This is a genomic window from Rothia sp. HMSC069C04 (assembly GCF_001812895.1).
Lineage (GTDB): Bacteria > Actinomycetota > Actinomycetes > Actinomycetales > Micrococcaceae > Rothia.
Map to the genome: position 1 here is coordinate 253,095 of NZ_KV810736.1, position 13,999 is coordinate 267,093.

Consider the following 13,999-nt stretch of genomic DNA (forward strand, 5'->3'; position numbering starts at 1 on the left):
TGCAGAGCCGAACGGGTCACCTTCACCGGGTCAATCACACCGGCTTCGATGAGGTCCACGTACTCGCCGGTCTTGGCGTTGAAGCCGTGACCCACGGGCAGTTCGGAGACCTTGGAGACGATGACGTAGCCGTCTTCGCCAGCGTTCTCAGCGATCCAGCGCAGCGGCTGAACCAGGGCGCGGCGAACGATCTGTACACCCACGTTTGCGTCGTGGTTGCCCAGGTCCATGCCGTCCAGTGCCTTCAGCGCGTGAACCAGTGCGGAGCCGCCACCGGAGACGATGCCCTCTTCCAGGGCCGCACGGGTGGAGGACACAGCGTCCTCGATGCGGTGCTTGCGTTCCTTCGCCTCAACCTCGGTTGCGGCGCCGACCTTGATGACGCCCACGCCGCCGGCGAGCTTAGCCAGGCGCTCCTTGAGCTTCTCGCGGTCCCATTCGGAATCCACGCGCTCAATTTCGCGGCGCAGCTGCTGCACGCGGTCCTCGATTGCCTCGGGGTCGCCGCCGCCGTCCACGATGGTGGTGTGGGACTTGGTGACGGTCACGCGGCGTGCCGAGCCCAGGTGCTCCAGGGTGACCTGCGGCAGGTCAATGCCGAGCTCGCCGGTCACGACGGTACCGCCGGTCAGAATTGCCAGGTCCTGCATGATTGCCTTGCGGCGGTCACCGAAACCGGGAGCCTTCAGAGCGACCACGTTGATGGTGCCGCGTAGCTTGTTCACGACCAGTGCGGAGAGCGCCTCACCGTCAACGTCTTCTGCGATGATGGTCAGCGGCTTCTTCGCCTGAACGATCTTCTCGAGCACGGGCATGATTTCTGCGATGGTGGAAATCTTGCCCTGGTAGAGCAGCACGAGGCTGTTCTCCAGCACTGCTTCGCCGCGCTCAGCGTCGGTGACGAAGGAGGGCGAGAGGTAGCCCTTGTCGAACTGCATACCTTCGGTGATGTCCAACTCAATTTCGGTGGAGGAGCCGTCTTCGATGGTGATGACGCCGTCCTGGCCGACCTTCTCGAAGGCGCGAGCCAGCAGCTCACCGATCTGCTCGGACTGGGCGGAGATAGCGGCAACGTGCGCCACTTCGGGGCCCTGCACGGGGCGTGCGTTCTCGAGCAGTCGTGCGGAAACAGCCTCCACAGCAGCCTCAATGCCGCGCTTGACGTCGGCAGGTGCCGCGCCGCTGGTGACGTTGCGCAGACCCTCGTTGACCAGTGCCTGTGCGAGCACGGTTGCGGTAGTGGTGCCGTCACCGGCTACGTCGTTGGTCTTGGTGGCGACTTCCTTCGCCAGCTGGGCACCCAGGTTCTCGTACGGGTCATCCAGTTCAATTTCACGGGCAATGGACACGCCGTCATTGGTGATGACGGGTGCACCCCACTGCTTGTCGAGCACAACGTTGCGCCCGCGCGGGCCGAGGGTTACCTTGACCGCGTTTGCCAGCTTATCGACGCCAGCCTGCAGGGACTTGCGGGCGGCATCGTTGAATTCAAGCTGCTTAGCCATGTGTTCGCTACTCCTAGTGCGTCACAGAAAGGAAAATTTGAGGGGCAGATGATAGCTCATGCGCCGTACCGGATGAGCGGTACGGCGCATGAGCATCTGAAAGTATTAGTCGACGATTGCCAGAACGTCGCGTGCGGAGAGAATCAGGTACTCTTCGCCCTGGTACTTGACCTCGGTGCCACCGTAGCGGGAGAACACGACAACGTCGCCTTCCTTGATGTCTACGGGAATGCGGTTACCCTTCTCATCCACGCGGCCCGGGCCAACGGCGACAACGCGTGCTTCCTGCGGCTTTTCCTTCGCAGTTTCGGGGATGACCAGACCGGATGCGGTGGTCTGCTCAGCCTGTTCGATCTTGATAACGACGCGGTCTTCCAGCGGCTTGATGGCCATAATCGGTTCCTCCGGGTTGTGGATTTACGTTTGATGCGAGACAGCGGCGCAGTGGCGCGCCCGATGGCTGTCTCGAGTGCTACCTCAACTCTAGTTTCACCTGTGCTTTCGGTCAAGAAAAGCGCCCCTCTACCGGGGTGTTTCACCGCAAGGCGAACGCTGAGCAAAAAGCTGGGCAAATCGGGCTCCTCACCTCTCAAAACCGGCACCCCCGTAAAATGAGGAGCATGCCTATTCCCGCATCCCCTTTTACACCCGTCGCCGAGCTTCCGTTCAGCGCCGAAGCGCTCGCGGCAGCCGACGAGCTCTACCCGCTGGGCTCGGATACGCTCAGCGCCGTTACTTCTTTGCGTTCGCGAGGTTTCAGCCCCGAGGAGTCTGCACAGATTATTTCGCTGGCGCAGGCTCGTACCCGTGCGCGCGCCAAGTTCGGCGAGCGCGCCCGCACGCTTATGCTGACTCAGGAGGCGGCGGAGCAGGCGACCCGCCCGGTGATTGCGCACTATCGCGCCCAGCGTCTGCGCCCGGTTGCCGGCACGGTGGCTGATTTGGGCTGCGGTATTGCGTCGGATTCTGCCGTGTATGCGGCGGATCGCGGTGCCGTGGTTGCGGTGGAGCTGGACCCGTTGACCGCTTCTTTTGCGGCGAAGAACCTTGAGTTTTGCCCGCAGGCGCGCGTGTATTCGGGGGATGTGACCGACTATGTGCACGGTGAACTTCTGGACGCAGCCGGTGAGCCGGTGGGCATTGTGTGGATGGACCCGGCACGCCGCGAGTTGCGGGGCGCGAAGAAGGCTCAGACGGAGCGTCTTTTTGATCCGGAGGCGTTCTCTCCCCCGTTCTCGTTCGTGCTGAATCTGGCTCGTACGGGCGTGCCGATGGGCGTGAAGTTGGGCCCCGGTTTTCCGCATGAGGGCATCCCCTCACCCGAAGATATTGCGTCGGAGGCGAACCCCAACCCGCGCGTTGAGGCGGAGTGGATCCAGTCGGAGGGTTCCCTCGCCGAGTTGGTGCTCTGGTTTAACGCGCTGGCTCAGGAGGGGGTGGCTCGCACGGCGACCTCTGTGCATGAAACCCCTGCGCGCGAGATGCCTGCGGAAGAGGCTACCCCCAACGAAGGCTCCACCGAAGGATCCACCGGAGGCACCGCCGAAACCTGCGCCCTACTGCCTCCCTACGAGGCGGTGAACTTCCGCAGCCCCTTGACGGCGGAAGAGGCACAGCAGAGCGTTGACGTTCCGGTGTCCCTACCTCAGCCCGGTGATTACCTGCTGGAGCCTGCCCCGGCGATTGTGCGCTCGCACCTGGTCGCTGAGTTTGCGCAGAGTATTGGCGCGCACCTGCTGGATGAGCACCTGGCGTACCTGTGTTCTGCCGAGCCGGTGGCGCATCCGCTGGTTGCCTGCTACGAGGTGCTGGAGGAGATTCCCCTGCAGGAGAAGCAGCTGAAGCATTGGGTGCGTGAGCAGGGCTTTACGGCGCTGACTATTAAGAAGCGTGGCGTGGATATTGTTCCGGAGCAGTTGCGGGCGCGACTACTGGGTTCTGCGGGTTCTAAGCCTTCCAAGAAGAAACAGAAAAAGAACGCTAATTCTTCTTCGGGTACTCAGGAGTCCTCGTACCGTCCGGCAACGCTGGTCTTTACCCGCATCGGTTCGGGTAGGGATTCACGACGCGTCGGCTGGCACGTGCGCCCGCTCCAACCTCGCCAGCCCTAACTAACCAGCCTTGACTACTCAACCCTGGCTACCCAACCCTGACTGCCCAGCCCCGAGGACAGGTTACCGTTCATGACGATTCATTACGGTACCGTTCCGGATTCTGCACTCGACAGGGCACTGGGAACCGCAAGACCGTACACTAGATACGGTGCCGGATAAAGATACTGTGCCTGATCAAAGATACGCGGCCTAGTAGAGGTACTCCCTCAAGGAGCCAGCTCTCACAGGCTAGCGCACAGCCGGGCAGAGCCCACCGATAATAACTTCCATAGTCGGCACCATGCACGACCCTATTTCCAGACGCAGGAAAGGCAATATGATCGACTTTGCTACCTCCCCGCAGTCCACTCTCGGCGTGGAATGGGAGATTGCGCTTATCGACCGTGAAAGCGGCGCACTGACCCAGCGCGCCAGCGAGGTGCTATCCATCCTGCGCGAGCGCCGCCCCGAGCTGCTTGAGCCCGCCTCCGACCGGGCGCACGTGACCGGGGAATTCCTGGAGAACACCATCGAGGTCATCACCGGCGTCTGCACGACCGTGGCGCAGGCCTGCCGCCAGCTGCAGGAGTTGACCGACACCATTCGCGAGATTACCGACGGGCTGGGTATCGAGTTCTACCCGGCGGGCACGCACCCGTTCTCCCGCTGGTCCGAGCAGCCCGTCGTGGCCAAAGAACGCTATCGGCGCGTCGTGGAGCGCGCCCAGTATTGGGGCCGCCACATGGTCATCTACGGCGTGCACGTGCACGTGGGTGTGGATTCTCGCGATAAGGTTCTGCCGCTCGTTGACGCGCTCACCAACTACGGGCCGCACCTGCTGGCGCTCTCCTGCTCCTCCCCATACTGGGAGGGCATCGACACCGGTTACGCCTCGCACCGCACCCAGCTCTACCAGCAGCTGCCGACCAACGGCCTGCCCTTCCACTTCGACACCTGGGAGCAGTACAGCGAGTACCTGGATTCACTGGTGGCGACCGACGTGATTAACGACCCGAGTGAGGACCGCTGGGATGTGCGCCCGGTTCCGCGCTACGGCACCATTGAGATGCGCTATTGCGACGGCCTGGCCTCCCTGCCGGATGTTGCCGCGGTTGTGGCGTTCACCCAGTGCCTGGTGGAGTACTTCTCCCGCCGCATTGAGGCCGGCGACAAGCCCGAGGTGCTGGCCCCCTGGCACGCGCAGGAGAATAAGTGGCGCGTGGCCCGCTACGGCCTGGACGCAAAGATCGTGGTTTCCAACGCGCCGGAGCAGCGCACCTTGCGCGAGGACTTTGAACTGCTGCTGCCCGAGCTGGAGCCGGTGGCCCGCGACCTGGACTGCGAGGTGGAGCTGGCACAGGTGCGCCGCATCCTTGCGGAAGGTACGGGAGCCGACCGCCAGCGTGCAGTGTTCGAGCGCACCGGCTCGATGCGTGAGGTGGCACTGGATGTGGCCGCGCAGTCTCGTGCGCGAGCGCTGCGCTAACCCCTCGCGGGAAGAAAACTTAGATACGTAAAATGCCTCGGCGCAGTCATCATGAGACTGTGCCGAGGCATTTCTACGAGCTTTTTTAGAAGCAGGCAGTTTAGAAGCAGACGGTGGTCACCGGCAGCGAGGAGTCCGTCGTGAAGTCCACGCCCGAGGGCTCGCGGCCCGCGGCGACCAGGCGGGCGCCCAGGGCGGCAACCATCGCGCCGTTGTCGGTGCACAGGGTGAACTTCGGAATGATTAGGCGCACACCCTCGGAGGCGCATCGGGCGGCCAGCAGCTCGCGCAGACGCGAGTTTGCCGCCACGCCACCGCCGAGTAGCAGGGTCTTCATGCCCTGCTCGCGGCAGGCGAGCATCGCCTTCTTGGTGATGACGTCCACGACCGCTTCTTGGAAGGAGGCGGCGATATCAGCAACAGGGATCTCTTCACCGGCGGCTTCGAAGCTCTCAATCACGCGCGCCACTGCGGTCTTCAGGCCCGAGAAGGAGAAGTCGTAGCGATGCTCTCCGGGGTTCTCGGCGGTGCCCATGAATTTGCGGTTCGACAGGCCGCGCGGGAACACGAAGGCGTTGCGGTTACCTTGCGCGGCGGCGCGGTCGATGGCGGGGCCACCCGGGTAATCCAAGCCGAGCAGGCGGGCGACCTTGTCGTAGGCCTCGCCGGCGGCGTCATCCAGGGTTGCGCCGAGCAGGCGCACATCGGAGGTAATATCGCGCACCTGCAGGATTTCGGTATGACCGCCAGAGACTAGTAGCGCACCCAGGCCACCGGATCCGGCATTCGCCAGCAGGTCGGAGCCGTCTTCGGTGCCGTTGTCCTCCAGCAGGCCAACGCCAACGTGTGCGACCAGGTGGTTAATGCCGTAGAGGGGCTTGCCGGTGGCAATAGCGAGCGCCTTCGCCGCGGAGACACCCACCATGAGTGCGCCCGCTAGGCCGGGACCCGCGGTGACGGCGATAGCGTCCACCTGATCGAGGGTGATGTCCGCTTCGGCAAGTGCCGCTTTGAGGGCGGGAATCATGGCGTCCAGGTGAGCGCGGGAGGCGATTTCGGGGATCACGCCGCCAAAGCGTACGTGCTCTTCCATGGAGGAGGAGATGGTGTTGCTGAGCAGCTGTGCACCGTGCACAATGCCGATTCCGGTCTCGTCGCAGGAGGATTCGATGCCCAGAACGAGGGGTTCGCGAGTGCTCATAGTTCATCTTTCTGTTGCGCTGTCTGCGCGTAGTGCTTCTAGTTGCAGTGAGGTAAGGATGCCGTGGCGTAGGGATGCTGTGGCGTAGAGGGCAAGTGTAGAGAGCGGCGAATGCTCGCCCCTATTGAGGGGATTGCCGTTTAGCTCCACGGACTATTTAGAACGTGCATTCCATAATGATGGCGTCGGTTCCGTCATCGTAGTAGCCGCGGCGTACGTGAATCGCACGGTAGCCGTTGCGTTCGTAGAGGCGCTGGGCGCGCGGGTTGTCGGCACGCACCTCCAGCAGGATACGCTCGGCTCCCTGCTCGCGGGCGCGCTCGTGCATCTGCTCGAGCATGGCGCGACCGAAGCCGTGACCCTCGTACTCGGGGAGCACGCCGATGGTCTGAACGTCGGCGGTGTCGGCTACGACCATGGTTCCGCAGTAGCCGATGGCGCGCCAGCTGCCCTCGTTATCTTCCGAACCTTCTGCAGGCAGTTCGAGCATGTAGTAGGTTCGGGTCGGGTGGGTCAGCTCTTCGAGGAACATGTCGATGTGCCAGGCGTCGGCGGGGAACAGTGTGGTTTCCATGCGGTGCATGGTCTGCACGTCGGCAAGTTCGGCAATGCGCAGGCGGGCACCCTGTGCTAGGTCGTCTCGCACGATATTTTCGGTAGCGCTCATTTAGTTCTCCTTCTGCGCGGCAGTCTGTGCAGCTGCCTGTGCGCCCTGCTTCTGCTGGCGGGCGAGCATTGCGGCGGGGACCTTTGCGTCCGAGTCGCGCAGGTACTGGGCGGAGGTGTCCTCGCTCAGGTTCTCTACGCCCAGGCGTGCCGCGGCGGCAACCAGGTACTCGGCGTGGGGGTGAACCTGACGGGCAGAATCGACGATGGTCCAGCCGTGCTCTTCGAGGGCCTCGGAGTACAGGCCGGCGCCGTAGCCGTAGGCGTAGGAGGGATCCCCACCGGGCAGAATTTCGGAGGCGGGGCATACGTTCGGTCCGTCCACCAGGCTGTAGCCTTCGGCGTTCACGCGGTAGCGGGCGGAGTAGACTTCGCGGCGGCGCGCATCGGAGAGTACGAGCAGCTCAGCATCTTCGATAAGATCAGCAGAAGCGAACGCTCGTTCTACGTTCTCTTCCTCGGCAACTGCGCCTGCTTCCCCGGCAGCCGCACCGGATACAGCGCGCTCAGCCAGGGCGGTCAAGCTCATCATGCCGTACACCGGCACCGACCAGGCAAAACCCAGAGCGCGCGCAGTAACGATACCGGCACGCAGACCCGTAAAAGGTCCCGGACCGGTACCGGTCAGAATCGCATCCAAGTCTTCGCCGCGCACGCCAGCGTCCTGCAGGGCAGCCCGCGCGTAGGGTCCCATCACCTCGGCATGGGAGCGGGTATCTTCGCTCTCGTAGCGGGCGAGGATTTCGAAGGACGCACCGGCTTCGGAGCCGTGCACACGGGCGAGCGCCACAGATGCGGTGGCGGATGAATCAAGGGCAAGTACTAGCACCCTATCATTCTAACGCGCGGGCTCTAGGCGCTCTGCAGGGCCTCTTTCAGGGCGTCAAAAGCGTGCTCCCAGCGGGGGCCGAAGGCGCGCACCCGCAGCAGGCGAGGTTCGGGGGTGTCCGCGTCCTCGTCGCTTTCGTCCTCGTCTTCGTCGTCCCAGCTGAACTCTTCGGCGCCCGAGTAGGCGAAGCGTGCATCCGCGCCGGTCAGGCGGGTGAAGTCCAGCTCCAGGCGGGAATCGCTCAGGTGCTCAGCTTTATCGCGGCCCCACTCAATGACGGTCACAGAGCGCGGCAGGGAGAACTCCAGATCCAGGTCGTCGAGCTCTTCGGCGCTGGAGAGGCGGTAGGCGTCCACGTGCACCAGGTCGGGGCCGCCGGGGCGGGGGCCGTCCGGCAGGTTCGGGTGCACGCGCGAGAGCACGAAGGTCGGTGAGATAACGCCTTCGCGCACGCCCAGGCCTTCACCCAGGGAGCGGGTGAACGTGGTCTTACCCGCACCAAGCTCGCCCGAGAGCAACAGTACGTCCCCGGCGTTCAGGTGCTGCGCCAGGGTGAGCGCCAGGCGGCGGGTATGGTCGGGGCCGGTCACATCCAGATCGAGTGCGGCAGAAATGTACTCAGCGCTCATTAGCCCTCCTGCTCCTGCCCGGTACCCCACAGCTCGTTCAGCTCAGCTTCAACCCAGGAGCCGCCAACGTAGAGGCGCTCCACGCGGGACGAAATGCGGGTCACGATTTCGTAGTTAATGGTCTGCGCGGCATCCGCCCACTCTTCCACGGGCGGGTTCTCACCGGCACCAAAAAGGATGGCGGGCGCGCCCAGGTACCCCAGGGCGGGATCGCTCAGGCCGGGTTCGCCCAGGTCAACGACCATCTGGTCCATGGCGACGCGGCCAACCACGCGGTAGGTCGTACCCTCCGCGTTATTAGGCACGGAGCCGTTCTCCACGTTCTGCGCGCCCGGGTAGATGCGCACCGGCGCGTTCTCCGCAATGCGCGGCACACCGTCAGCGTAGCCGAGCGGCACAAGCGCCAGGGTGGTTGCCTTGGGAGTGTGGTAGCGCAGCCCGTAGGAAACACCCTGACCTGCAGGAACTTCCTTCACGGCGGCAATGTAGCTGCCCACCGTCATGACGGGCTTTAGGCCCAGGTCCTCAGCGGTCACCCCCGGCAGCGGGGAAAGACCGTACAGAGCAAGGCCGCAACGCACACCGTCACCGAGCAGACGCTCCTCCGTATCCCAACCCTCCAGGGAGGCGGTCAGGGTCGCCGGCGAGTTCGCCAGGTGCACAATCTTCGGGTCCAGGCCAGCCTCACGAGCCTGAGCCACAAAAGTATCCAAAGTATCGACCTGCTGCGCAGTCTCGGCGCGGGTCGGCTCATCCGCAACCGCCAGGTGGCTAAAAATACCCTCAACCGTAATCAGACCGGCATCCTCCAGGGAAGCGGCGCGAGCCACCAGCGCAGGCCAATCCGCCGCGGTGGCACCGTTACGGCCCAGACCGGTATCAGCCTTCAGATGCACGATAGCGCGCTCGCCGGTGCATTCAGCGGCGGCGGCAACCGCCTCCAGGTCCCAACCGGAAACACCCAGACGAATCTTCTCCTGCAGTGCAGCCTCAAAATCGGTGGAGGGGGTGTGCAGCCACGCCATGAGCGGCGCATCAATAGCGTCAGCACGCAGTTCCAGCGCCTCGTTCACGTGCACCACACCCAGCAGGTCAGCGCCGGCTGCAATAGCCGAACGTGCCACCGGGTACGCGCCGTGACCGTACGCATCCGCCTTAATCACTGCAATGAGCACGCGGTCGCCAATGAGTTCCTTGAGTCGGCGCACATTATGTTCCAGCGCGTCAAGATCAATCGTGGCGCTACGTTCCACCTGGCCGGGAGCGCAGGGCGGGCAGTAAAGCGGTTCGGCAGGCTGCTGAGGGTGAGTCATGGTCCTTCGTTTCTGACGGGCGGTACTACAGGCTGTACTTGAGCAGCCTCTCTTCTACTAAATTCTAGACCTCCCGCTGTGCGAAAGTCCTGTCGCGCTACACTAGGTCAGGTACCCCTTTAGAGAGGAAAGCATCGATGAGCACTCTGCCGCCGGTTCGGACGGTTCACGTGTATTCCATGCACACCGACCCTTTTGCGCAGCCCGGTAGCGGAGATGCAGGCGGCATGAACGTCTATATTGCCCGGTCGGTGCATGCCATGCTGGAACTGGATCCGGAGCTGCGGGTTGAGGTTTTCACCCTGGATCGCGGTGAGGCGCTTCCGACCGATTCGCCGTTCCGTCAGCCTCCTCAGCCCGGCGAGCGCCTTGTGCGCCACAGTCTTGATCTGCCCTCCGCCCGTGGTCTTTCGAAGAACGAGCTGGCTGCGGTCACCGATGATTTTGCGCAGGCGTGCGTCGAGCAGGCACTGTACACCCCGGATATTATTCACGCCCACTATTGGCTGTCGGGTCAGGCTGCGGCTCGTGCATCCGACCTGTGGTCGGCTCAGGGCGTTGGCTTCCCGGTTCCTGTTCTTTTTACTCCGCATACGACGGCTGCTGCCAAGGATGCGCGCCGCGGCGAAGGTGAGGCGCCCGAACCCGAGGAGCGCTATGCCGCCGAGCGCCTGATGAGTAGCTCCGCGAGCCGGGTGATTGTGAATACTCCCCTGGAGGCGCAGCAGATGGGCGAGTATTACGGTACGGACGCGCAGAAGCTTGCCACTATCCCGCCGGGTGTTGACACCTCGATTTTCCATACGATTCCTGGCGTGCATCCGCTCAATGACACCTCTGAGACTCGTTGCCGCATTGTTTTTGCCGGTAGGCCTCAGCCGTTGAAGGGCCCGCATCTGCTGGTGGAGGCACTCGCGCTGCTCCCCGATGACTTGCAGGTGGACGTAGATATTATTGGTCGTTCCGATTCGGATTATGAGCGCCGCCTGTTGCAGCGTGCAGCTGAGCTGGGTGTGGCGGATCGGGTGCATTTGAAGGACCCGGTTCCGGCGTCTGAGTTGGCGAACATTTTCCGTGCCGCCGATATTGTGGCGTCCCCGTCCTCATCTGAGACGTTCGGTTTGGTGGCGCTGGAGGCGCAGGCATGCGGCGCGGCGGTGCTCGCTACGGATGCTGACGGTCTGCGCTATGCGGTGGAGAACCACCGTACGGGTCTGCTGGTGGCGCCTCGTACTCCGCAGCGTTGGGCTGCGGCTATTGAGCGTCTGGTGCGTGCCCCGTATCTGCGTCATTCGTTGGGTGCGAACGCCGCGGCGCGTGCCCGCACGATGGGTTGGGATCAGACGGCGCGCCGAACCCTTGAAGCTTATGCCGAGGTACGTGAAGGTATCTCGCAGTAATGTATTTTTCACGTTGTGAGGAGTTTTAATGTCTTTCTCCATGAGCCGCGATGAGTTCGCCGCGTACCTGGATTCGGTGCGTATTACCGGTGAGGTAGCGACCGCCCGAGAGAATAACCTGGACCATATTCAGGGTTTCCTGGATGGTAATGAGCACCTTGAGTTTGGTGTGCAGTGGACCCGCGAGTGGGATTACGATTCGGTGTTTGAGGTGATGGTCCGCCGCGCGGGTCTGAACCCGGACCGTTCGCATACTCACGGTCAGGACACTATTGGTGCCGAGCAGTGCATCAGCGCGCTGGAGGAGTACGCCCGTATCTTTGGCGAGGCGGTGCGTGCGGGTTCTCGTATTCTGTTTGCGACCGGTCACCCGGCGGGTCTGTTCCCCATGTACGCGGTGATGGCTGCGGCGGCGAAGGCTGCTGGTGCTGAGGTTCTTCAGATTGAGGAGGGCGAGCGTTTCCTGGACGGCGACGTCCGCCAGATTATGGATGTCGTGATGTTTGAGCAGTACGGCAACCTGCAGCATACGCATTTCCCCGGCCCGATGCGCATCGCTTTGGATCAGCTGGAGGCGCGTGGCGTGACCCCGGACCTGGTGGTTTCGGATCACGGTATGGGTGGTTATGCGGCGTCTACTCGTAAGCTGCTGACGATTGGCATTGCGGATTGTAATGATCCGGGTCTGTTTGTTGCGGCTGAGCAGGGAGATTTGCCGGTGTGCGTGCCGATGGACGATAACGTTCCGCCGCGCCGTTATGAGCCGATGATTGATTTCATTTTGGATCGTGCGGGGCTTGAGCGTCCTTAATGTCCCTTTTACGCCGTGTGCGTAGGGTTTGTTATTGAGCCTCCGGGGTTTGTCTTTTTATATGCCGGTTATTGTTTTTCTGCAGGTGCGTGAAACATACCGGTAGTTTTGGGAGTTTCTTAGCTCCACTAGGCATTCTTCCCGGAGGCTCTTATTCTCTTCTTTTTCTGTGATTGATTTCATCACACCGGAGCGACTTTGCCTCTTCATTCTTCGAGACGGAAGACCCCCGACCCCGTAGAATAGTTTACGGAACACGTTTATGCGCTCTGTGGGCTCATATAACGCTCCACTAGGCGTCTTACCAGCGCCTTTGCCGTAGTCTCTGCCATTATTTTCACTCAGTAAGATTAAGGGTTCACTCATTCATCAGGACAAAGACTAGGACACGATTCCCTATTCACCGATAATTAGGGGTAAATGTGCCTATTCGCCGCTCTCAGTCCACGACACAGGACAAATTTCCGGGGAAGATTACACCGTTGAAAGTACAAGATCGTCTTAAAAAAATGTGGGGTTCAGACTTCGTCGTCAAGCGAAGCTGGCATCCCAAGGTTCAGCGTGCCCTTTACTTTGGCGATTTTCTCGCCATTGCTATTGCGGTTGTCGCTGCGCATCTGATTCGTTTCGGGTGGGAGAATGCTGACCTGCCCTATGTGAACGTTTGGCCTATTAACGCCCTGGATGGCCGTATTCCCGCTATTGATTACATCTTCCTGGGCGTTGGTATGGTTGTCGGCTGGTGGTTTATCCTCCAGGTGAACGGCTCCCGCAGCCTGCGCATCATGGGGTTCGGCACTGAGGAGTACCGCCTCATTACTCGCGGTACTACTTACTTTTTCTGCCTGCTGATTATTGTGGCGTTCTTCCTTAAGGTTGACGTCACCCGCATGTACCTACTGATTGCTTACCCGCTGGGTCTGTTCCTTCTGCTCGTTGAGCGTTGGCTGATTCGTCAGGGTCTGGTGCGTTCGCGTACTCGCGGTCGTGCGTTGACTCGCGTCATGATTATTTCTGATGTGACGACTGGTCAGCACCTGTACAAGAACCTGAAGGATGTGGTTGCTTCCGGCCTGTCCCCCGCTGCGTTCTACCTGCCCGGTTTCACCCCGGGTACTACTGTTGCTGGCGCTCCGATTCCGGTCCTTGGTTACAGCACTTCTCCGGCTGACATTATGGAGGCCATCCGCGAGAACGATATTCACATGGTCGCGGTTACGAATGGTCACCACTTGAGCCCGGATCAGGTTCGTCTGCTGGGTTGGAAGCTTGCTGACGCGCATATTTCGCTGATTATGGCTCCTGCGACGACCGATATTGCTGGTCCGCGTATGCACATGCAGCCGCTGAATGGTCTACCGCTGGTGCACGTGTCGACGCCGCGTATTACCGGTCTGTCGGCGTTCTTCAAGCGCGCTGTGGATGTTGTGTCTTCGGGTCTGGGTTTGATTCTGCTGTCTCCGCTGTTCCTGGTGGTGGCGCTGCTGGTCAAGCGTGATGGCGGTCCGGTCTTCTTCCTGCAGAACCGTGTGGGTCTGAACGGTGAAATGTTCAAGATGGTGAAGTTCCGTTCGATGCGTACTGACGCCGAAGAGGTTAAGAAGCGCCTCCTGGAGCAGAACGAGGGTAATGGTGTGCTCTTCAAGATGAAGGACGACCCGCGTATTACCCCCATCGGTAAGTTCATCCGTAAGTACTCGATTGATGAGCTGCCTCAGCTGTGGAACGTGTTCATTGGCGATATGTCGCTGGTGGGTCCGCGTCCTCCGCTGGTTGAGGAAGTTGAGCAGTACGAAGATATTGCGTACCGCCGCCTTCTGGTGAAGCCGGGTATTACCGGCCTGTGGCAGGTTTCGGGTCGTAGTGACCTCTCTTGGGAGGAGTCGGTTCGTCTGGATCTCTACTATGTTGAGAACTGGTCGCTTACCGGTGACTTCATTATTCTTCTGCGTACTGTCCGTGCGGTTTTCGCTAAGGAAGGCGCGTACTAAGAAAGATGGTGGGAGTTTCTCCCGCCGATGCGTATGCCGGTTTTTAGTGATGCTGTCCCGGCACAGGCAGCTCGG

Annotated in this window: 12 protein-coding genes; 5 read left to right on the forward strand and 7 right to left on the reverse strand. The window is 61.6% G+C overall.

All coding sequences use genetic code 11. The annotated features are described in order from the left end of the window. Positions 1–1,505: chaperonin GroEL (gene groL / locus HMPREF2879_RS03690; RefSeq protein ID WP_070634853.1), on the reverse strand; the 1,505-nt coding region annotated here is incomplete at its 3' end. 105 nt (positions 1,506–1,610) lie between these two features. Further along, positions 1,611–1,898, reverse strand: coding sequence for a co-chaperone GroES (gene groES / locus HMPREF2879_RS03695; protein ID WP_005505066.1), 288 nt, complete (start codon positions 1,896–1,898; stop codon positions 1,611–1,613). Positions 1,899–2,125: 227 nt separating this feature from the next. Here groES and HMPREF2879_RS03700 point away from each other — a divergent pair, with 227 nt between their 5' ends. Continuing rightward, positions 2,126–3,616, forward strand: coding sequence for a class I SAM-dependent methyltransferase (locus HMPREF2879_RS03700; protein WP_371326086.1), 1,491 nt, complete (start codon positions 2,126–2,128; stop codon positions 3,614–3,616). A 319-nt stretch (positions 3,617–3,935) separates the two neighbouring features. Beyond that, on the forward strand, positions 3,936–5,084 hold the full coding sequence (locus HMPREF2879_RS03705) for a glutamate--cysteine ligase (RefSeq protein ID WP_049358746.1): 1,149 nt from the start codon (positions 3,936–3,938) through the stop codon (positions 5,082–5,084). Between the two features lie 100 nt (positions 5,085–5,184). On the opposite strand, the gene tsaD is transcribed toward HMPREF2879_RS03705, so the two are convergent. The 5 genes from tsaD to alr form a co-directional block, all read right to left on the reverse strand. Next, the gene (gene tsaD, locus HMPREF2879_RS03710) at positions 5,185–6,285 is read right to left on the reverse strand and encodes a tRNA (adenosine(37)-N6)-threonylcarbamoyltransferase complex transferase subunit TsaD (RefSeq protein ID WP_049349291.1); all 1,101 of its coding nucleotides are present in this window, start codon (positions 6,283–6,285) and stop codon (positions 5,185–5,187) included. A gap of 157 nt (positions 6,286–6,442) precedes the next feature. Beyond that, positions 6,443–6,952 (reverse strand): ribosomal protein S18-alanine N-acetyltransferase, encoded by a 510-nt coding sequence (gene rimI / locus HMPREF2879_RS03715; RefSeq protein WP_049341807.1) that lies wholly within the window; start codon positions 6,950–6,952, stop codon positions 6,443–6,445. After that, entirely contained in the window at positions 6,953–7,780 is an 828-nt protein-coding gene (gene tsaB / locus HMPREF2879_RS03720) for a tRNA (adenosine(37)-N6)-threonylcarbamoyltransferase complex dimerization subunit type 1 TsaB (RefSeq protein WP_049341806.1), read from the reverse strand. It lies immediately after the preceding gene. 23 nt (positions 7,781–7,803) lie between these two features. After that, entirely contained in the window at positions 7,804–8,409 is a 606-nt protein-coding gene (gene tsaE, locus HMPREF2879_RS03725) for a tRNA (adenosine(37)-N6)-threonylcarbamoyltransferase complex ATPase subunit type 1 TsaE (protein WP_060824446.1), read from the reverse strand. Further along, entirely contained in the window at positions 8,409–9,722 is a 1,314-nt protein-coding gene (gene alr / locus HMPREF2879_RS03730; protein ID WP_070634855.1) for an alanine racemase, read from the reverse strand. Before alr ends, tsaE begins: the two co-directional genes overlap by 1 nt. Before the next feature lie 137 nt (positions 9,723–9,859). Here alr and HMPREF2879_RS03735 point away from each other — a divergent pair, with 137 nt between their 5' ends. From HMPREF2879_RS03735 to HMPREF2879_RS03745, 3 genes are all read left to right on the forward strand, one after another. After that, the gene (locus tag HMPREF2879_RS03735; RefSeq protein WP_070634856.1) at positions 9,860–11,122 is read left to right on the forward strand and encodes a glycosyltransferase; all 1,263 of its coding nucleotides are present in this window, start codon (positions 9,860–9,862) and stop codon (positions 11,120–11,122) included. 28 nt (positions 11,123–11,150) lie between these two features. After that, a complete protein-coding gene (locus HMPREF2879_RS03740; protein ID WP_049341800.1) occupies positions 11,151–11,933 on the forward strand; it encodes a phosphatase in 783 nt (260 codons plus the stop codon). 509 nt (positions 11,934–12,442) lie between these two features. Further along, positions 12,443–13,924 carry a sugar transferase gene (locus tag HMPREF2879_RS03745; RefSeq protein ID WP_070634857.1) on the forward strand — a complete coding sequence of 494 codons (1,482 nt, stop codon included), beginning with the start codon at positions 12,443–12,445 and terminating at the stop codon, positions 13,922–13,924. Positions 13,925–13,999: the final 75 nt, after the last annotated feature.